The organism is Nocardia sp. NPDC004151, from assembly GCF_042874235.1.
Lineage (GTDB): Bacteria > Actinomycetota > Actinomycetes > Mycobacteriales > Mycobacteriaceae > Nocardia.
Map to the genome: position 1 here is coordinate 450,861 of NZ_JBIAMR010000004.1, position 18,675 is coordinate 469,535.

The following is an 18,675-nucleotide window of genomic DNA, read 5'->3' on the forward strand; positions in this document are numbered from 1 at the left end:
CTGTCGTGCTAACACGATACGTCGCGCAGACACCCGGACGGACGCGAATGCGCTTGTGCACCAAGATCATTCGCGCCACCGCGGTACCCGCCGCCACCTGAGCGGGGCCCACCGCTCCGACCTACACCCGCCCGCTCCCCCATTTTTGGCACAGTGCACAAATCGCCTGTCACAGTTCTTCTCCATTGCCCCTGGTCCGCCCCGTGCGCTGTGCGATCTGCTGGAACCGTGAGTTCAACATCGGTAGCGGCGACGACCCCGCGCACCATGGTCGAGGCGTTCCAGGCCACCGCCGCCCACTATCCGGACGCGGTCGCGTTGCGCACGCTCGGCGGGGCGGTCTCGATCACCTGGCGCGAGTACGCCGACCGGGTGCGCGCCATCGCCACCGGTCTCGCGGCGCTCGGCGTCGGCCGGGGCGACACGGTGGCGCTGATGATGACCAACCGGCCCGAATTCCACTTGTGCGACACCGCGATCCTGCACACCGGCGCGACCCCGTTCTCGGTGTACAACACCAATCCGGTGGAGGTGCTGGCCTACCAGTTCACCAATGCGGGCAACAGGGCCGTGATCTGCGAGGCGCAGTTCGCGCCGCAGATCCGCGCCGCGGTGGCACGGGCCGCCGAGCGGGGTGCGGCCGTGGAACACGTGATCTGTGTCGACGAGGCGCTCGCGGGCTGCGTGGCATTGGCGGAGATCGAGGCGACCGCGCCGGGCGGGTTCGACTTCGAATCCGCCTGGCGCGCCGTGGCTCCCGAGGATCTGCTCACCATCGTCTACACCTCCGGCACCACCGGCCCACCCAAGGGCGTGGAACTCACCCACACCAATTTCCTCGAGAACGCCCGCGTGGTGGACGAGTTCGGCGGCGGCTCCCCCGCCGACCAGGTGATCTCCTATCTGCCCGACGCGCACGCCGCCAATCGCTGGCTCTCGCACTATCTCTCGATCCTGACCGGCGGCCAGATCACCACCTGCCCGGACCTGAAGCAGGTCGCCGCGGCGCTGTGCGAGGTGCATCCGACCGTGTTCATGGGTGTGCCGCGCGTGTGGGTGAAAGTCAAAGCGGCGCTGGAGGAACGCTTCGCCGCCGAGCCGAGCTCGATCAAACGCCGCCTCATCGCCTGGGCGATCGCGAGCGGCCGGGCGCGAGCCCGCGCGGCGTCGGACGGACGCACGCTGAACATCCTCGACACCTGGCGGTTCCGGCTGGCGGATCGCCTGGTGCTGTCGGCCGTGCGGGAGCAGCTGGGCCTGGACCGGATTCGCATCGCCGTCACCGGCTCCGCCCCGATCCCGAAGGACACCCACGAGTTCTTCCTCGGCCTGGGCCTGCCGCTGTGCGAGGGCTACGGCATGACCGAGTGCACGGCGGGCGCGACCATGGACCGCCCGGCCCGCATCAAGATCGGCACTGTCGGCACCGCGTTCCCCGGCACCGAGGTCGCCATCGCCGAGGACGGCGAGGTGCTGGTGCGCGGCGGCAACGTGATGCGCGGCTATCGCGGCGAGCCCGCCAAGACCGCCGAGACCGTGGACGCCGACGGCTGGCTGCAGACCGGCGATATCGGCGAACTCGACGCCGAGGGCTTCCTGCGGATCGTGGACCGCAAGAAGGAACTCATCATCAATGCGGCCGGCAAGAACATGTCGCCGACCAATATCGAGAACACCGTCACCGAGCACACGCCCCTGGCGGGTGCGGTGGTGGCCATCGGTGAGGGCCGCGCCTACAACACCGCGCTGATCTGCCTGGACCCCGACCTGGCCGCCGCGTTCGCCGAGCGCCACCAGCTAACCGAGCGGGACATCGCGGCCCTGGCCCGCGATCCGCGCGTGCTCGCCGCCCTCCAGGAGGGCGTGGACGCGGCGAACGGCAAGCTCTCGCGGGTGGAGCAGATCAAGAAGTTCGCGGTGCTGCCGGAGGTGTGGGCCCCGGGCTCCGATCACCTCACGGCGACCGGAAAACTCAGGCGCAAACCAATAGCTATCACCTACGCCGCTACTATCGAGTCGCTGTACGGGTAGTAGGAGAGTTATGCACGCGCGATTACGGGATCGGACGCTCGAGGAGCTGTACCGACGCGCCGTCGTGGCGCGCGCGGAATTCCCCGCCCTCGCACCGCCCTACCCGAAGCTCCCGGAATCCCTGGTGACCAGCGGTTTCGAGCGCGGCACGGCCTTGAACGTGGACCTGTTCTTCGAGTTCCTGCGCACCGGTGTCGCGCCCTCGCCCGAGGACACCGCCGAGGTCGTGCAGATCGCGTTGAGCCGTATCCGCGACGGCGAGACGCTCGAGGAAGTGCTCAACCGCTACAGCCTGGGCGCGGAGCTGATCTGGTCGCGGGTGCGCGAGACCGCTCACGGACCCGAACGCGAACTCCTCGACGACGCCGCGATCTCGCTGCTGCGCTACGTCACCCTGCTCACCACCCGCATCGCCACCGCCTGCGTGCAGCGCGCTCACGACCCGCGCTGGGAGTTGCTGGAACGCCGCCGGGCCATTGCCGACGCGCTGCTCACCGGCCGCGACCCGGTCGAGTGGGCGGGCGAACCCGCGGTGGCGGTGCCCGACGCGTTCCTGCTCGCCGCGTTCCGGCTCGGGTCCGCCCACGGCGGCGACACGAGCGAACTGCGCCACCGCGTCGAAGCCATCCCGGGTGTGTTCCTGCGCCTGGACAGCGGCGGCTGGACGGCCCTGCTGCCACTGCATTCCGGCGACGACGGTACGGCGACCCTGGCGGCGCTCACCGCGCGCCTGCCGGGCCGGCTCGCGCTGGGGCGGTCCGCGCCCACCGAGCAGCCGCGCTCGGCCGCGCCCGCCCCGTTCTGGGTCGGCGTCGCCACCGCGGCGAACCGCGCGGCGATCCCCGAGGTGTTCGCCGAGGCGCGCACGCTGGCCGAGCTCGGCCGCTGCCTGGGCCGCCCGCAGCCGGTGTGCCGCCGCGCGGACCTGATGTTCGAATACACCGTCGCCGCGGGCGATTCCGCGCGCCCCGGGCTGGCGGCCGTGCTCGAGCCGCTCGACAGCCAGGCGGTGCTGACCGACACCCTGGACGTGTTCGTGGACACCGGCTTCAACCAGCTGGCCACGGCCCGGCTGCTCAACGTCCACCGCAATACCGTCACCTATCGCCTGGCCCGGGTGCACGAGCTGACCGGCCTGGATCCGCACCGCCCGACCGACGCCATGACCCTGTCGGCCGCCCGGATCGCGCGGCGGCTCGAAACCGCCTGCTTCGCACCGTAGTTCGCGCCGCCACCGATCCCACGCCGTGCGGCTGCACGTCGCTGGTCCGCACCGCACCCCGTGCATCCCGGTCCGTCGCGCACGGCTCCTCGCCACGGTCCGCCACGCACCTGCGTGGAGACTGTCGCGTTCCTCCTGCCCGTTCCCCCGCGCCTGCGGTTTGGTCGGTTGCACAATGCCCTCGTCCGCACTCTTGGCGATTGCCGGTACCGGCGCGCGGGCACTGTGCGGTGTGCTGAACACCGACGACGAGGTCATGCGGCGCGGCATCCGGTCCGCGCCCGCCGGGACCTCCCGACCATCCGCAGAGGTACTTCGTTGAGCAGCACCTTCCGGCCGCGCCGCTGCCGCCCGGCCCCCTGGGCCGTGGCCGGCTTCTCCGCGCTGGCCATGACCATCGCCGCCACCACGCCGTCGGGGGCCGCGCCCGTGTTCGGGCCGGTGCCCGACGCGCCCGCCAACTTCGGCCTGCCCTCGGACTACCGGCCCACGCCGGAGCGGTACGGGGTGGGTTATCAACTGGGACAGGTGGTTTCACTGTCGGACGGCACCCAGTTGCAGGCCGAGGTGCGGTATCCGACCGATCCGGCGACCGGGCAGCGGGCCGCGGGCGAGTTCCCGGTGATCGTCAACTTCACCACCTACGGTGCGGTGGCCAGCGCGCTGACCGCCGCCATCACCTCGGTCATCGACGAGCTGCACATCCAGCTGCCCGATCAGTTGAAGGATGCGCGACGGGTCATCAATCAGGCCACCTCCATGCAGGACATGCTGGTCCGGCACGGCTACATCGAGGTGACCGCGGACGTGCGCGGCACCGGCGGCTCCACCGGCGCGTGGAGCCCGGCCTCGCAGCAGGACGGCAAGGACGGTGTCGAGCTGGTGGACTGGGCGGCCGAACTGCCCGGCTCCAACGGCAAGGTCGGCATGTACGGCTACTCGTTCCCCGGCCTGTCGGCCATGCGCACCGCCGAGACCATCGGACCCGATTCGCCGTTGAAGGCGATCGTGCCGTTCGCGGTGCCCAACAATATCTTCGACGAGGTGCTCAACCACGACGGCATGATGAGCCCGCTACTGCTGACCGTCATCTCGCTCATGGTCCCGTATCTGAGCCTGATCGGCCCGTTCCTGACCGCGCCGCTGTCACCGCAGACCTTCCTGAAGTCCCTCGGTGATCACCTCGCCGCCCTGGTCGGCCCCGACACCAGCACCGTGAAACTGCTCTTCGACGCCTACACCGGCGGCCCGACCGCCTACGACAACTCCTGGTGGCGCGAGCGGCGTTTCGAAACCGACCTGCACAACCTGGTCGACAACAACATCGCCATGTACCAGGTGGACGGCTGGTGGGACCTGTATCAGGAAGGCGCGGTGCGCAATTACGCGCAGTTGCAGAACCTGGCCGCCGGACGCGACCAGTTCGCTCCGATGGCCGCCGACCAGCAGGCCGACGGACGCTACCAATTGCTCATGGGCCCTTGGTATCACGTCGGCCTCGGCCTGGGCCCGGGCTCGCGGATGGACACCGACCAGATCACCCTGGCCTGGTTCGACCGGTGGCTCAAGGACATCCCCAACGGGATCGACGAGACCCGCACGCCACTGCACGTCATCGACGCGAACAACACCGCCGCCGACACCGCGCGTTACCCGTTCGAGCAGGCCGCCGTCGAGCAGCGCTACTTCGACGGCGACCGCCTCGTCGCGGACCGGCCGACGGCCGTCGACGCCTCGGATCGCCTGAACTACACCGGAATCGACACTATCTGCAACCGTGAGACGCTGGGCCAGTGGGCGGCGGGCCTGTTCGACTTCGTGTTCCGGGTCTTCACCGTCTCCAACCCGTGCACCGAGTGGGTGCGCAACCCGACCGCCGGGCTGCGCTACACCATGGACCCGGTGGCCGAGCCGACCATGCTGGCCGGGCCGTCGGCCGTCACCCTGTACGCCTCCTCGACCGGTTCGGACGCCGCCTTCCAGGTGTGGCTCGACGATGTCGCGCCGGACGGGACGGCCGTGAACATCACCGGCGGTTCGCAATTGGCCAGTCAGCGCACTCTCGACGACGGCAAGACCTGGCGCACCGGCGACGGCGCGGTGTACGCGCCCGAGCACACCGTGCTGAAGGAGAACGAGCAGCTGCTCTCCCCCGGCGACGTGGTGCGGATGGAGATCAAGATCCGCCCCGCCTTCCACCGGCTGGAACCCGGCCACGCGCTGCGTCTGCGCATCACCAGCGGCACGTTCCCGTCGACCATCCCGAACCCGGCCGATCTGGGCCGTCTGCTGGGCACCTCGCAGCAGATCCAGCGGACCGCCGCGTATCCGTCGGCGCTGGTGGTGCCGCTCGGTCCGGCCGCGGCGTTCGGGCGCTAGGCCCGGCGCGGTCGCCTGTCCGGTCCTTGCGGTCACCGCCGCCCAGCCGCGAAGATCGACACCGTGACACAGTGAGGCTCTCGACGTTTCGGAGGTTCTCGATGCTCGAACCGCGCCAGGGCGGTGTCCGGGGTGCGCGCCGCCGCTCGACCGGCTCGGCCGACGGCCTGCCGACCCGCGCCGCGGCCCGGACCGCCAAGATCACCGCGCTGCCGGTGGCCTATGTCGCGCGCCGGGTGGGCGGGCTCGGGCGGCGGGCGCTCGGAACACCGTCCCGCGAGGTCGAACTCGATATCCAGGCACGCACCGCCCAGCACATGTTCGAGGTGCTGGGCGAGCTCAAGGGCGTCGCGGCCAAACTGGGTCAGCTGCTGGCGCTCTACGAACTGGCGTTGCCGCCGGAGCTGGGCGAGCCCTATCGGGAGGCGTTGACGCGGCTCCAGGATTCGGTGCCCGCGATGCTGCCCGCCGCGGTCGACCGGGCCATGGCCGCGTCGATGGGCGACCGGTGGCGGGACCGGTTCGCCGAGTTCGATACTCGCGCGGCGGCCGCCGCCTCGGTCGGACAGGTGCATCGCGCGGTGTGGCCGGATGGGCGGCGGGTCGCGGTGAAGCTCATGTATCCCGGGGCGCGGGCGGCGGTGGCGGCGGATCTCGAGCACATGCGCCGGCTCGCGCCGCTGGCCAAGGTCTTCGCCCCGGACCTCGACACCCGGGCGGTGACCGAGGCGTTCGCCGCCTGCATCGGCGCGGAACTCGATTACGCCGAAGAGGCCGCCACGCAACGGATCTTCGCCGCCGCCTTCGCCGACGACCCCGACTTCCATCTCCCGGCGGTGGTGGATCAGCAGGGCGACGTGCTGGTCACCGAATGGCTCGACGGCGTCCCGCTGCACCGGGTGATCGCCTCGGGGACGCCCGCCGAGCGCACCCGCGCGGGGTTGCTGGTGACGCGTTTCGTCATGTCCAGCTTCGCCCGGACCGGGCTGCTCTACACCGATCCGCATCCGGGTAATTTCCGGATGCTGCCCGACGGCCGCTTGGGCGTCCTGGACTTCGGCGCGTGCTCACCGTTCCCGGCCGAATTTCCCACGCTGGTCGGCGATATCGGCGAGGCGGCCCTCAACGGCAGCCCCGCCGACCTGGAGGTGGCGTTGCGCGAGCACGGATTCGTGCGCCCGGAACGGGAATTCGCGATCGCCGACCTGGTCGGCATGGTCGACCCGATCGTGGACCTGTACCGGCGCCGTGACGCCCACCTGACCCAGGCGTGGCTGCGCGCCCAGGTGCGGCGCGCCACCGAGCCGAGTTTGTCCAATGTGTCGCGCCACCTCACCACCCCGCCGGAGTACGCGCCGATCGGGCGCACCATCCTGGCCGCCACCGGCGTGCTCTGTCAGCTCGGCCTGCACGGCCCGCTCGGCGACGAACTGGTCGCGCCGCTCCCACGATTGGCGGCGGCGGTACGCACCTGCCGGGAACGCGAAGCGGCCGCGGCGGCGGTGGTCCGGCCGATCACAGGTGCATCCACTGCGGCCACACCTGTGACCACGGCTTCTTCCGGCCCGAGCACTTCCAGATGGTGACGTCCTGGGTATTGCCCTTGAACCCGAGGCGGGTGTCGACCTTTCCGACCGGGTCGACGTGCTCGAACTGGCTGCGCAGCACCGCCTCGTAGCCGCCGACGGCCAGTACCACCGTGGCGTCGTCGGGCGGGGTGCCGAAGTAGCCGAAACCACGGCTGGGACTGTAGAGCGGCGGCAGGTGCGTGCGACCGAACTCGTCGAGAGCGCTGGCCTGCCAATAGGTGTCGGTGATGATGACGGCGCGCTCACGCTCGGCCGGGCTGAGCGCGTCGTGGGCACGGGTCACCTCGTCGGTGAGTTCGTGCCAGCCGAAGGACCCGTAGACGCCGATATTGATCGCCGCCTCGGCGTCGTCCTTGGGCGGATGCACCTCCTCGGCGGGCCGCCATGGCGTCGAGTACAGCGTGAAAGCCGTTGCGCCCACGGCGAGTACGGCTATGCCCGCGGTCAGCACCCGCCGCCACAGCGGTGCGATGCGCTCGGCTGTCCCGACCACGCCGACCGCGCCCGCCGCGATCATGACCGCGTACATGCCCGCCGCGTAATAGATCCGCCCGCCGGTGATCAGGAACGCCGCGAACAACAGCAGCAGCGTGACGCCCAGGAACCGGTAGGGCCGCAGCACATCCCAGCGCAACAGCACCCACAATCCCCACAACAGCAGCAGCGCCCCGAGGTATCCGGCCAGGCTGATCGACATGGGCAGGAACAGCAGCCGCCCACCCAGGATTCCCTGCTCGGACCCGATCACCCCACCCATCCTCAACTGTGGCCACGAATGACGTTCCTGCCAGATGAGTTCGGGCACGGTGGCGAGCACCACGATCACGCCGCCAGTCCACAACAGCGGCCTGCGCACCAATTCCCGCGGCCCGCACAGCATGCTGCTGATCACGACCGCGATCCAGAAGAACGGGATCAGCCACTTCACCTGCATGTCGACGGCGGTGACGAGGGCGGCGGCCAGCAGCAGCCAATCATCGCGGGCCCGCACCCACCGCACCACCAGCCAGGTGATGATGACCCACAGCGCGGTATCGACGGCATTGGTGGTGAGCATGGTGCCCTGCAACAGCAGGAACGGTGAGCTCGCGTAGCCGATGGCCGCGAGCAACTGAGCCCAGCGGCCGCCCTCGAATTCGCGGGCCAGCAGGGCGCACAACACGATCGCGGTCACCGTCAGCGCGACCGCGGGCAGCCGCAGCACGAAGTAGGACTCGGGTGCGATGGTGTCCATCAATCGCGCCAGCAGGGGCAGCACCGGGCCCTGGTCGGCGTAGCCGAACGCCAGGCGGCGACCCGCGGCCAGGAAGTACAGCTCGTCGCCGAAGTAGCCGTAGCGGCGCGCCGACAGCAGCAGCACCACGGCGGCGGGCACCGCGACCGCGGCCACGGTCAGCCAGGCGAACGGCGGCCGCTCCACGGGCTTGGCATGCCGTCCACCACCGTTCGACCGGGCCGGTCGATCCACCACATCGGTCAACGCGCGCTCCTCGCCACCGGATCATGCTGCGAACACTCGAAATCTACAGCTTCTTTTCAGCAAATTTCGGACGCGGCACCGCGCCGCGGATTCCGGACCTCCTGCGCTCAGCGCGTGATCACCGCGGCGGGAGGATGGTGAACTCCGGCAGCGGCGTCGCGGCGACGCAGCGGGTATCCGGGCGATTCGGGTCGCGGAAGAACGAGGCGATCACCTGTGCGCCACACGGGTTCAGGAACACGCCGTGCCCCCAGCCGGGGACCACCACGACGGTGGATCGGGACAGATCCTCGGCCACGTAGTCACCCCACATCGGTCCGGTGCGGGCGTCGAAACCGCCCGTGAGCACCAGCGTGGGAATCGAACCCCGGGTGACGTCGCGGACCGAGTCGGGAGCTTTCGGCACATTCCACACCGCGCATTCCTCGCGCAGGAACGGCAGTTGCGGCGCTTGCGCCAGCACCGATTCGGGGAAGTCGGGGAATGCCGTGCGGGCCTGGCGCATCTGGTCGTCGAAGGTTTCGAAGGGAACCCATTCGCTGCACCAGATGCTCAGGGTGAGGCCGGTGGCGACGGTCGCGTTGCTCGGCCCGGTGTTCATCCAGCCGGACGCGTACTGCGTGGCGATGGATTGCGGGTTTCCGTGGTCGAGGTCGTCGATCGCGGCGGGTATCCCGGCGGTCAGGCGTCCGGCCGCGCCGACGAACCACGCCAGCAGGGTGCCGCCATCGATGACGACCGTCGTCCCGGGGTGGCCGGGGAGGTCGACGGTGGTGGTGACGGGGTTTCGTTCCAGCTCGCCGACCAGCCGGACGAAGGTCGCGCCGAGGCCGGGATAGCGTTGCGCGCAGGCGGTTTGCGCTTCGCAGGCCCGCATCACGGCATCGAAGGCGCCCCGGGCGCTCGGCCAGGTCCAGCCCAGTCCGGCGGCCGAGGGCGGTGTCACGCCGTCGAGCGCGACCGCGGTGATCGCGGGGCCGTCCAGGTTCATGTACACCAGTGCGAGGTCGGTGCCGTAGGAATGTCCGAACACGCTCCACCGGTCCAGCCGCAGCGCCTTGCGCAGGTCGACGAGGTCCCGGGCGCTTTCGGTGGTGTTGTACGCCGCGAGATCGGTGGTCGCGGCCAGCCGCCGGCGGCATTCGGTGACGGCTCGTATGTCCAGGTCACCGGTGGCGGGCGCGTCGAACACCAGCCCGACCCGGCGGGCGTAGAACTCGTCGAGCTCGGGGCAGAGCAGCGGTGTGCTCGTGGTCTGGGTGCCGCGCTGGCCGATCAGGATCAGGTCGCGGTTGTGCCCGAGACCGGCGCCGGGCGCGATGGGAGGCGCCGCGATGCCGTCCAGACCGGGACCGCCTTCCAGGAAAACGATCGGCTCGGCGGTGGGCGGCTGGGTCTCCGAGGGAACGATCGCCACGGCCAATCGCAGGGTCGGACCGTCGGACCGGGTGCGGTCGACCGGCACCTCCAGCTCCCCGCAGTGCGCCCCGGCCAGCAGCGAGACCGGTTGCGGCGTTGTCACGCACGAACTTTCGACGTAGTGCGCGGGTTTGCGGGGCGTCGTGGTCGGCGTCGCGCCGGGTGGCGCGTTCGTACCGCCGCACGCCACGCCGACCAGCAGCAGCGCCAAGGCCATCGCGCCGCCCACCACCGACCGACGGGACGCTGCCGTTCCGGGCGACGCCGAAATCACCGCGGTCATGGTCGTGGCGGGTGGATGGCGTACGGCGGCGGTGGATCCTTCGTGCACGCCACGTCCACGGTGTTCGGGTCGGCGAAGAAGGAGGCGATGATCGTGCTCCCGCACGGTTCCGCCCACGAGCCGTGGCCTTCCCCGGGTGCGACGGCGACAGTCGATCGCGAGAGGTTCTTCGCGATGTAATCGCCCCACACCGCGCCGGTCTGGGCGTCGTAACTGCCCGACAGCACGAGCGCGGGCAGGTTGCTCACGGTGATGTCGCGGATGGAGGCCGGGCCGCGCGGCACATTCCAGGCGTCGCAGGCCTCCCGCAGGAAAGGCAGTTGCGGCGCTTGGGCTTTCACCGAGTCCGGGAAGCTCGGGAACGCCTTGTTCGCCATGGCCAGCTGGTCTTCCCGGCTCTCGAACGGTACCCATTCCCGGCACCAGATGCTCAGTGTCAGCCCCCAGGCGAAGACGCCGACGGGTGCGGGGGTCGCGAACGCCCCGGCCATCTGCTCGGCCATCGGCTGCGGATTGCCGTGTGCCAGTTCGTCGATCACGGACGGGAAGTCCGCGGGCAGGTGCGTCGCCACCGGCACGAACCACGCGAGCATCGAGCCCCCGTCGATGACGACGTCGGTGCCGCCGACGGTCGTGGCGACGGGATTCGCCTCGACCTCGCCGACCAGCCGCACGAAGGTGGCCTCCAGGTCGGGATAGCGCTTGGCGCAGCCCGGCTGATCGACACACGCCCGCACCATGGCGTCGAGGGCCTGCCGGGCGCTGGCCCACGTCCAGCCCAGGGCCGCCACCGACGGCGGTGTCACACCGTCGAAGGCGACCGCGCTGATCGCCGCCGCGTCCGAGCGCAGGTAGATCAGGGCGAGATCGGTGCCGTAGGAATGGGAGAACACGCTCCACTTCCCGATACCCAGGGCCTTGCGCAAATCGATGAGGTCGGCAGTGCTTTCGGTGGAGTTCATGGCAGTGAGGTCGGTGCCGCGGGCCAGCCGATCCCGGCACTCCCGCACCGCCTGGACGTACGCCTCCCCCGTGGCCGGTGCGTCGTAGCGCATCCCGATCCGGCGGGCGATGAACCGGTCCATCTCCGGGCAGGTCAAGTTCGCACTCGAGGTGATGTCCCCGCGCTGCCCCATCACGATCAGGTCGCGGTCCCGGTTGATGCCCACGTCGGCCGGAACCGGCGGATCGGCGACCGCGTATCGGCGACCGCGTCCTGGCCCGGGCCGCCGGTGAGGAACACGATCGGCTCCTTGGCCGGCGGCTGCGTCCGCGAGGGAACCACCGCGACGGACAGCCGCAGGGTCCGGCCGTCGAATGTCTCGCGATTCAGCGGGACGATCAATTGCCCGCAGCGGGCCCCCGCGAGCAGCGGCACGGGCCGCGGGGTGGGCGCGCAGGGCCCGGCTTCGAATCGTGCGGGGACCTGACCGCCGGTCGCGGGCGGGGACGGCGGGGTGCCGCCACAGGCCGGGAGCGCCAGGGCCACGGCGAGCACGATGATTCGGATCGATTGTCGGCCGCGCATACCCATCACCAACCGTGATCACAGTCGATCGGTTCGGCTATTGCTCAGAGGTCGATCGTCGCACAACGGGCGTCCCCACAAAAGCGAGGACGTCCCCCTGGAAGTGTCGTTCGGCGGCCCGAAGCACACCGCCGACGCGGAGGTGCTCTCCGACGAGGACACGGTCATCCGGCTCTCCGAGGCCATCGCCCGCCACAACAAGCAGTGGGCGAAGTTCAACGGCATCGGATTCGACGCCGCCGGCGCTCCGAACCGGGCCGACGCCTACCAGAGCTGGCAGCAGGGCTGCGTCAGCATCCGGCTCCGGGTGCGCTGAACGGTCGCCGCCCGGCCCGAACCACCCCCGGCAAATTTCGAGCATTCCGTCGGTCAGCGGTCCACGGGCCGGGCCTGGACGTAATCCGCGGCGTTCAGGCCCACCAGCGCCTGCCGCACCAGCGGCGGCGCCCAGGACGCGCTGGCGTCGTGCCCGAGCACCGGATCGGTGAGGGTGACGGTGCGCCCGCGGGTCTCGAACTCGAAGCTGCCCGCGGCGCGAATATTCTTCAGCCAGTCCACGTCCCGCCCGTAGGTCAGCGCGATCCGGTAGCCGTCCTCGCGCCGGAAGACCATCACCGGGGACCGGTACACCCGCCCCGACTTGCGTCCCCGGTGCACCACGACCCCGCACAGCGGCATGACGCGGGCCGCGATCCCCAACACCGGATTGATCCGGCGATTGATCCTCGCCAGTGTCCGCGGCAGTGGCATGGTCTCGTCCTCCCTGACGAAAACGGTTGCGCCCCTGAGGCTACGCCGCAGCGCGGGCCCCGGCGGCCCCCTCGCGACAGCGGGTGGAACCGCGGCGCGCCGCGATACTCGACCATACCGCTCGCCCGCCCGGCGGCATCACTAAAGTGCTGTTCAGAGCGCCCGGACCGGTGGCGCGGCAGCGAGGAGGGCCCGTATATGCCGGAGATGATCGCGGTGTACGACGCGGTCGGGCGTGAGGTCGGCGCGCAGGAGCGCGCCGTGGTGTACGAGCGGGGCCTCTGGCATGCCAGCGCGGGCGTGCTGGTGCGGTCGCTCGACGGATCGAAGGTGTACGTGCACAAGCGGACCGACACCAAGGCGGTCTTCGCGGGCATGCACGACTGCCTGGCCGGCGGGGTGCTGGGACCGGGCGAGGATCCGGCCGAGGCCGCGGTCCGCGAACTGGGCGAGGAACTGGGCATCGTGCTGGGCCCGCACGACGACCGGCCGCTGCCGCTGGCCGCCGCGGCCTGGGACGGCGAGTGGGAGGGACGGCCCATGCGCTGTCACCTGTTCGCCTACGAGCTGCGCTACGACGGCCCGATCACCCATCAGCCCGAGGAGATCGTGGACGGCTGGTGGTGGAGCGACGAGGAGCTGCGCTCCTACGTGGAGGACCCGCATTGGCCGTTCGTCCCCGACACCCGGGTCCTGATCGGGGATCTGCTGCGCTGAACCGGCGTCACCGGCCGCCGGCGGGCGCGACACAGTTTCCCGAGGCGGGGACGCCGCGCAGGCGTTGGTCCAGCCAGTCCATGGTCGCGCCGTAGGAGCTGACGTAGGCGGCGAGGTGCTCACCCCCGACGATGTTCTTCGTCGCCGCCACCCCCAGCGCGCACTGCGCACGCCACAGTTCCTCGGCCTCCGATACGGGAACCCACGGATCGTGGACGCCGTGGTAGATGAACAGCGGCACACCCGATTTCCGGCCCTGCATGCTCAGCTGCCGGAACACCGACTCGGCCGCCGCGCTGTCCAGGGACTTGTCGACCTTGGCCATGATGTCGACCGGGATGGGCGCGATCCCGAGCGCACCGAAACTCCCGCTGCAGTTGTCCTTGATGGGCGAGGTCGCCAGCCACTGCGCCGCGTGGTTCATCAGGCCGAGGATTTCCGGGTGCTCCCGGCTGAGCGCGAGCACGGTGCTGAGCAGGAACGCGGAGATGTAGGAGCCGTCGAAGGTGTGGGCGAAGCGGCGGTAGTCGTTGACCAGTCCCCCGAAGCTCGCGCCCGCGAAATACGGGAGCAACTCCGGCGCGTAGTCCGACACCAGCATGGCCGCGGCATTGGATGCGATCGCGCCGCCGGAGTAGCCCGTCGAGGCGAACCGACTGTTCCCGAACCGATCCGGGGCGAACTCGCGGACCGCGCGGATCGAGTCCAGCACGTTGTGCCCGGCGACCGTCGGCTCCGAGTAGGCCATCAGCGGCCCCTCGTGGTCGGGAATGATCAGCGCGTACCCGTGCTGGAGCGCCCAGGTGGTCGGTGACGGCGTGAAGTCGTTGCCGGTCGGCACCTCCATGCCGTGGGCCAGCACGTACCCGGGGGTGCAGCGCTTGTTGAGCGAGTTGGTGGCGGGCGCGTTCACCAGCACCGGCTGCGGGCCGGGCCCGGTCCACTCCGTCGGCGGCAGGACCAGGGTCGCGGTCCCGATCGAGGGCTCGCCCGCGGAGTTGGTGGTGCGGAATTTCAGGATCGTGGCCCGCGAGATGCCGGTGAGGTTCAACAGGAACATGGTCGGCCGCGCCGAGTCCGTCACATCACGGGAATCCAGGATCTCACCGGGCGCGTAGCGGTCGAGATCAGCGGGCCAGGCGTCGAACAGCGGGTCGCCCGTCGGCGGGGACTGCACGGCATTCCAGAACTCCGTCAGTTCCGGCGGCAGATCGCCCGGCGCCGCCAGCGGCCGCGCCGCGCGCGGGACCATCTTCATCGGCGCGGGCACATGCTCATCGATCCACTGCTGCAGTGGATTCGGCGCCCCGGCGGACGGCGCCACCGTCACCACCCCGGACGCCGGCGGATCCGGCTCGGCTTGCGCGGGGACCTGCCCCAGGGGGATGGAAAGACCCAGAACCAGCAGCGTCGCGGTCAGTTGCCTCACGGTCGTTCAAGCTACGACATGACACCGCGCAAACGCGGGAGGCTGCCGCGGTCGCGTCGTGTCGATCCGACCGTCGTCGGCGTGTCCGCCGGAAACGCCGACGGCCCACCGAATCCCGCGCGATTCGATGGGCCGTCGGTTTCTTGCTACGTTCAGGCGGTCGGCTGGGTGCTACCACCGGCGCTGCCGCTGAACAGACCCGTGATGGTCTTGATCAGAACTGCAGCCAGGAAATCCTCAGCGGATCCGGTCACTTGCTACTCCTCATCTATCCATAACATGTCGGGTATGTGAATCATCCACGGTTCACAATCAAAGGGAAGGCCTTTGCCCGGAGAACTTTCAGCAACCCGACCGGAACTACACGGTAGAACGCGTTCCATCTGCATTTATATCGATTTGATAAAAATGTGATCTACATCACAGCTACTGGTGGACTGTGGCATCGGTCGCGGGCGTGAGACGCGGCAGGACCGATTCGCCGTACGCGTCGAGGGTCGCGGTCTTGGCGTCGTGTTGCAGGTAGACCGCGAACTGGTCGACGCCCAGGGCCTCGAGTTCGCGCAGCCGGGCCAGGTGCTGGTCGGGGGTGCCGAGCACGCAGAACCGGTCCACGATCTCGTCGGGCACGAAGTCCGCGTGCGGGTTCCCGGCCCGGCCGTGCTCGTTGTAGTCGTACCCCCGGCGGCCCGCGACGTAGTCGGTCAGCGCGTCGGGCACCTCGGAGTGCGTGCCGTAGCGGGCCACGATCTCGGCAACATGGTTGCCGACCATCCCGCCGAACCAGCGGCACTGGTCGCGCGCGTGGGCCAGGGCCTCCGGCGTGCCGTCGGTGACGTAGGCCGGCGCGGCCACGCAGATGGTGATCGCACCCGGATCGCGGCCCGCGCGTTCGGCGGCCGCGCGCACACGGGCGATGGTCCAGGCGGTGATGTCGGGATCGGCGAGCTGCAGGATGAACCCGTCGCCCACCTCCCCGATGAGCTCCAGGGCGCGCGGCCCGTATCCGGCCACCCACACCGGCAGCCGCGACTCGCTCGCCCACGGGAAGTGGATCACCGTGTCCCCGATCCGCGCGCTGCGGCCATTGCCCAATTCCCGGATGACGCCGATGGATTCGCGCAGCGTGGCCAGGTTCACGGGCCGGCCGCCCAGGGTGCGCACAGCCGAATCGCCGCGGCCGATCCCGCAGATGGTGCGATTGCCGAACATGTCGTTGAGGGTGGCGAAGGTGGACGCGGTGACCGTCCAGTCGCGGGTGGCGGGATTGGTCACCATGGGCCCGACCACGACCCGCCGGGTCGCGGCGAGGATCTGGCTGTGGATGACGTACGGCTCCTGCCACAGCAGGTGCGAATCGAAGGTCCACACGTGCGAGAACCCGTGCGTCTCGGCGATTCTGGCCAGTTCGATCACCCGGGAGGCGGGCGGGTTGCACTGCAACACCACACCGATGTCCATACCGGAACTCTCCCCTCGAAGCCGATGGGTCAGATGAGACTCTGCGACAGACCGCGTTTCAGGAATCGGCCGTGCCCGGCGCTGCCCAGGTACTGCCCGCCGTCGACGATCACCCGGCCGCGCGCCAGCACGGTGTCCACGTGGCCGTCGATCTCGAAGCCCTCGTAGGCCGAGTGGTCCATGTTCATGTGGTGGGTCTTGCCGACCCCGATACCGGTGTGCCCGTTCGGGTCGTATATCACCACATCGGCGTCGGCGCCGGGGCTGATCACGCCCTTGCGGGGGTACAGCCCGAACATCCGCGCCGGGGCGGTGCAGCACACCTCCACCCATTTCTCGAGTGAGATACGACCGTCCTTCACGCCCTGGAACATCAGGTCGAGGCGGTGTTCGACACCGCCGATCCCGTTGGGGATCTTGCTGAAATCGCCGAGCCCGAGTTCCTTCTGGTCCTTCATGCAGAACGGGCAGTGGTCGGTGGCCACGGTGGAGACGTCACCGGTGCGGATGTAGCGCCACAGCTCGTCCTGATGCCCCTCGGCGCGGGCGCGCAGCGGGGTCGAACACACCCATTTGGCGCCCTCGAAGCCCGGCGCGGCCAGGTTCTCCTCCAGCGAGAGGTACAGGTACTGCGGGCAGGTCTCGCCGAACACGTTCTGCCCCTTGCCCCGCGCCTCGGCGATCTGTTCCAGGGCCTGCTTGGCGGAGACGTGCACGACGTAGAGCGGCGCACCGGTCAACTGCGCCAGCATGATCGCGCGGTGCGTCGCCTCTTCCTCCATCTGCCACGGACGGGTCAGACCGTGATACATCGGGGCGGTCTCGCCGCGGGCCAGGGCCTGCGCGACGAGCACATCGATGGCGATCCCGTTCTCGGCGTGCATCATCAGCATCGCGCCCAGGTCACCGGCGGTCTGCATGGCGCGCAGGATCTGGCCGTCGTCGGAGTAGAAGACGCCCGGGTAGGCCATGAAGAGTTTGAAGCTGGTGACGCCCTCGGCCACCAATTCGCTCATGCCCTTCAGGGATTCGGCGTCGACCGAGCCGACGATCTGGTGGAACCCGTAGTCGATGGCGCAGCGCCCGTCCGCCTTCTCGTGCCACAGCGCCAGGCTGTCCTGCACCCGCTCCCCCGGTTTCTGCACGGCGAAGTCGACGATGGTGGTGGTGCCGCCCCACGCCGCGGCGCGGGTCCCGGTCTCGAAGGTGTCGGAGGCCTCGGTGCCACCGAAGGGCAGCTGCATGTGGGTGTGCGGGTCGACGCCGCCGGGGATCACGTACTTGCCGGTGGCGTCGATGACGGTGTCGGCGGTCGCGGCCAGGTCAGCGCCCAGCGCGGTGGAGCCCGGCTGGACCACCGCCGCGATGGTCTCACCGTCGATGAGGACGTCGAGGGGTTGGGTTCCGGTGGCGGACACCACGGTTCCGCCGTGGATGATGGTGATGCTCACGGCTCCACCAGCTTTCCGTAGGCATCGGGGCGGCGGTCGCGGTAAAAGGCCCAGCGATCGCGCACCACCTTGATCAGGTCCATGTTCAGGTCGCGCACGACGAGTTCCGGCGCGGTGTCGGAGGCCACCTCCCCCACGAACTGCCCCTCCGGGTCGACGAAGTAGCTGGTGCCGTAGAAATCGTCGTCCCCGTACTCCTCGACGCCCACCCGGTTGATGGCCCCGATGAAGTATTCGTTGGCCACCGCCGAGGCGGGCTGCTCGAGCTTCCACAGATAACTCGACAATCCGCGCGAGGTGGCCGAGGGGTTGAACACGATCTCGGCTCCCGCCAGGCCCAGCGCGCGCCAGCCCTCGGGGAAATGCCGGTCGTAGCAGATGTAGACGCCGATGCGGCCGACCGCGGTATCGAAGACCGGCCAGCCCAGATTCCCGGGCCGGAAGTAGAACTTCTCCCAGAACCCGTTCACGTGTGGAATATGATGTTTGCGGTATTTGCCGAGATAGCGGCCGTCGGCGTCGACCACCGCCGCGGTGTTGTAGAGCAGGCCCGGCTGTTCCTGCTCGTACACCGGCAGCACCATGACCAGGCCGAGTTCGCGAGCCAGCGCCGCGAATCGCTCCACGGTCGGGCCCGGGACCGATTCGGCGTAGTCGTAGAACGTGGTGTCCTGCAATTGGCAGAAGTACGGCCCGTAGAACAGCTCCTGGAAACAGATCACCTTCGCCCCGGCCGCGGCCGCCTGACGCGCGTAATCCTCGTGCGCCTTGATCATCGACTCTTTGTCGCCGGTCCAGCTCGTCTGCACCAGCGCCGCTCGCACATTCGCCATCTCCTGATGTTCCACCTCCCGCGATGGCGGGCAGGTAAAACACGGCGACATTTGGGGAACAGTTTCCCGGCCAGTGGGCCGGATCGAATACCGGGCAACCGAG

Annotated in this window: 15 protein-coding genes; 6 read left to right on the top strand and 9 right to left on the bottom strand. The window is 69.6% G+C overall.

What is annotated here, in order from left to right; genetic code table 11:
• The first annotated feature begins 267 nt into the window (after window positions 1-267).
• From ACFYTS_RS12905 to ACFYTS_RS12920, 4 genes are all read left to right on the top strand, one after another.
• Window positions 268-2,031: an AMP-dependent synthetase/ligase gene (locus ACFYTS_RS12905; RefSeq protein ID WP_387303829.1), complete on the top strand. Its 1,764-nt coding sequence runs from the start codon at window positions 268-270 to the stop codon at window positions 2,029-2,031.
• A gap of 10 nt (window positions 2,032-2,041) precedes the next feature.
• Window positions 2,042-3,253 (top strand): PucR family transcriptional regulator, encoded by a 1,212-nt coding sequence (locus tag ACFYTS_RS12910; RefSeq protein WP_387303633.1) that lies wholly within the window; start codon window positions 2,042-2,044, stop codon window positions 3,251-3,253.
• A gap of 318 nt (window positions 3,254-3,571) precedes the next feature.
• A complete protein-coding gene (locus ACFYTS_RS12915; RefSeq protein WP_387303636.1) occupies window positions 3,572-5,632 on the top strand; it encodes a CocE/NonD family hydrolase in 2,061 nt (686 codons plus the stop codon).
• A 101-nt stretch (window positions 5,633-5,733) separates the two neighbouring features.
• Complete coding sequence (locus ACFYTS_RS12920; protein ID WP_387303638.1) at window positions 5,734-7,218, top strand: ABC1 kinase family protein; 1,485 nt, start codon at window positions 5,734-5,736, stop codon at window positions 7,216-7,218.
• Here ACFYTS_RS12920 and ACFYTS_RS12925 read toward each other — a convergent pair.
• The 4 genes from ACFYTS_RS12925 to ACFYTS_RS12940 form a co-directional block, all read right to left on the bottom strand.
• On the bottom strand, window positions 7,148-8,692 hold the full coding sequence (locus tag ACFYTS_RS12925) for a glycosyltransferase family 39 protein (protein WP_387303831.1): 1,545 nt from the start codon (window positions 8,690-8,692) through the stop codon (window positions 7,148-7,150). The genes ACFYTS_RS12920 and ACFYTS_RS12925 overlap by 71 nt on opposite strands.
• A 127-nt stretch (window positions 8,693-8,819) precedes the next feature.
• The gene (locus ACFYTS_RS12930; RefSeq protein WP_387303640.1) at window positions 8,820-10,451 is read right to left on the bottom strand and encodes an alpha/beta hydrolase; all 1,632 of its coding nucleotides are present in this window, start codon (window positions 10,449-10,451) and stop codon (window positions 8,820-8,822) included.
• Window positions 10,400-11,572 (bottom strand): alpha/beta hydrolase, encoded by a 1,173-nt coding sequence (locus tag ACFYTS_RS12935; RefSeq protein ID WP_387303642.1) that lies wholly within the window; start codon window positions 11,570-11,572, stop codon window positions 10,400-10,402. The genes ACFYTS_RS12930 and ACFYTS_RS12935 overlap by 52 nt, the downstream gene beginning before the upstream one ends.
• Window positions 11,545-11,931: a hypothetical protein gene (locus ACFYTS_RS12940; RefSeq protein WP_387303644.1), complete on the bottom strand. Its 387-nt coding sequence runs from the start codon at window positions 11,929-11,931 to the stop codon at window positions 11,545-11,547. The genes ACFYTS_RS12935 and ACFYTS_RS12940 overlap by 28 nt, the downstream gene beginning before the upstream one ends.
• A gap of 103 nt (window positions 11,932-12,034) precedes the next feature.
• Between ACFYTS_RS12940 and ACFYTS_RS12945 the strand changes: the two genes are divergently transcribed.
• Window positions 12,035-12,247, top strand: a complete 213-nt coding sequence (locus ACFYTS_RS12945; protein WP_387303647.1) for a hypothetical protein — start codon at window positions 12,035-12,037, stop codon at window positions 12,245-12,247.
• A 53-nt stretch (window positions 12,248-12,300) separates the two neighbouring features.
• Here ACFYTS_RS12945 and ACFYTS_RS12950 read toward each other — a convergent pair whose 3' ends face one another.
• Window positions 12,301-12,681 carry a nitroreductase family deazaflavin-dependent oxidoreductase gene (locus tag ACFYTS_RS12950; RefSeq protein WP_357284014.1) on the bottom strand — a complete coding sequence of 127 codons (381 nt, stop codon included), beginning with the start codon at window positions 12,679-12,681 and terminating at the stop codon, window positions 12,301-12,303.
• A 198-nt stretch (window positions 12,682-12,879) separates the two neighbouring features.
• On the opposite strand from ACFYTS_RS12950, the gene ACFYTS_RS12955 reads away from it, so the two are divergent.
• The gene (locus ACFYTS_RS12955; protein WP_357284016.1) at window positions 12,880-13,398 is read left to right on the top strand and encodes an NUDIX domain-containing protein; all 519 of its coding nucleotides are present in this window, start codon (window positions 12,880-12,882) and stop codon (window positions 13,396-13,398) included.
• 7 nt (window positions 13,399-13,405) lie between these two features.
• Here the strand turns inward: ACFYTS_RS12955 and ACFYTS_RS12960 are convergent, their stop codons facing one another.
• The 4 genes from ACFYTS_RS12960 to ACFYTS_RS12975 all read right to left on the bottom strand — a co-directional run bounded on the left by ACFYTS_RS12960 (window position 13,406) and on the right by ACFYTS_RS12975 (window position 18,572).
• Window positions 13,406-14,827: a lipase family protein gene (locus ACFYTS_RS12960; protein WP_387303651.1), complete on the bottom strand. Its 1,422-nt coding sequence runs from the start codon at window positions 14,825-14,827 to the stop codon at window positions 13,406-13,408.
• Between the two features lie 426 nt (window positions 14,828-15,253).
• A complete protein-coding gene (locus tag ACFYTS_RS12965) occupies window positions 15,254-16,288 on the bottom strand; it encodes a TIGR03842 family LLM class F420-dependent oxidoreductase (RefSeq protein WP_387303654.1) in 1,035 nt (344 codons plus the stop codon).
• Between the two features lie 29 nt (window positions 16,289-16,317).
• On the bottom strand, window positions 16,318-17,739 hold the full coding sequence (gene hydA, locus ACFYTS_RS12970) for a dihydropyrimidinase (protein ID WP_387303656.1): 1,422 nt from the start codon (window positions 17,737-17,739) through the stop codon (window positions 16,318-16,320).
• Window positions 17,736-18,572, bottom strand: a complete 837-nt coding sequence (locus tag ACFYTS_RS12975) for a nitrilase-related carbon-nitrogen hydrolase (RefSeq protein ID WP_357284027.1) — start codon at window positions 18,570-18,572, stop codon at window positions 17,736-17,738. Before ACFYTS_RS12975 ends, hydA begins: the two co-directional genes overlap by 4 nt.
• Window positions 18,573-18,675: the final 103 nt, after the last annotated feature.

Coding starts and splice junctions, on each gene's coding strand:
- ACFYTS_RS12905 (WP_387303829.1), top strand. CDS start 268: ATGGTCGAGGCGTTCCAGGCCACCGCCGCCCACTATCCGGACGCGGTC.
- ACFYTS_RS12910 (WP_387303633.1), top strand. CDS start 2,042: ATGCACGCGCGATTACGGGATCGGACGCTCGAGGAGCTGTACCGACGC.
- ACFYTS_RS12920 (WP_387303638.1), top strand. CDS start 5,734: ATGCTCGAACCGCGCCAGGGCGGTGTCCGGGGTGCGCGCCGCCGCTCG.
- ACFYTS_RS12940 (WP_387303644.1), bottom strand. CDS start 11,931: ATGCGCGGCCGACAATCGATCCGAATCATCGTGCTCGCCGTGGCCCTG.
- ACFYTS_RS12950 (WP_357284014.1), bottom strand. CDS start 12,681: ATGCCACTGCCGCGGACACTGGCGAGGATCAATCGCCGGATCAATCCG.
- ACFYTS_RS12955 (WP_357284016.1), top strand. CDS start 12,880: ATGCCGGAGATGATCGCGGTGTACGACGCGGTCGGGCGTGAGGTCGGC.
- ACFYTS_RS12965 (WP_387303654.1), bottom strand. CDS start 16,288: ATGGACATCGGTGTGGTGTTGCAGTGCAACCCGCCCGCCTCCCGGGTG.
- ACFYTS_RS12975 (WP_357284027.1), bottom strand. CDS start 18,572: ATGGCGAATGTGCGAGCGGCGCTGGTGCAGACGAGCTGGACCGGCGAC.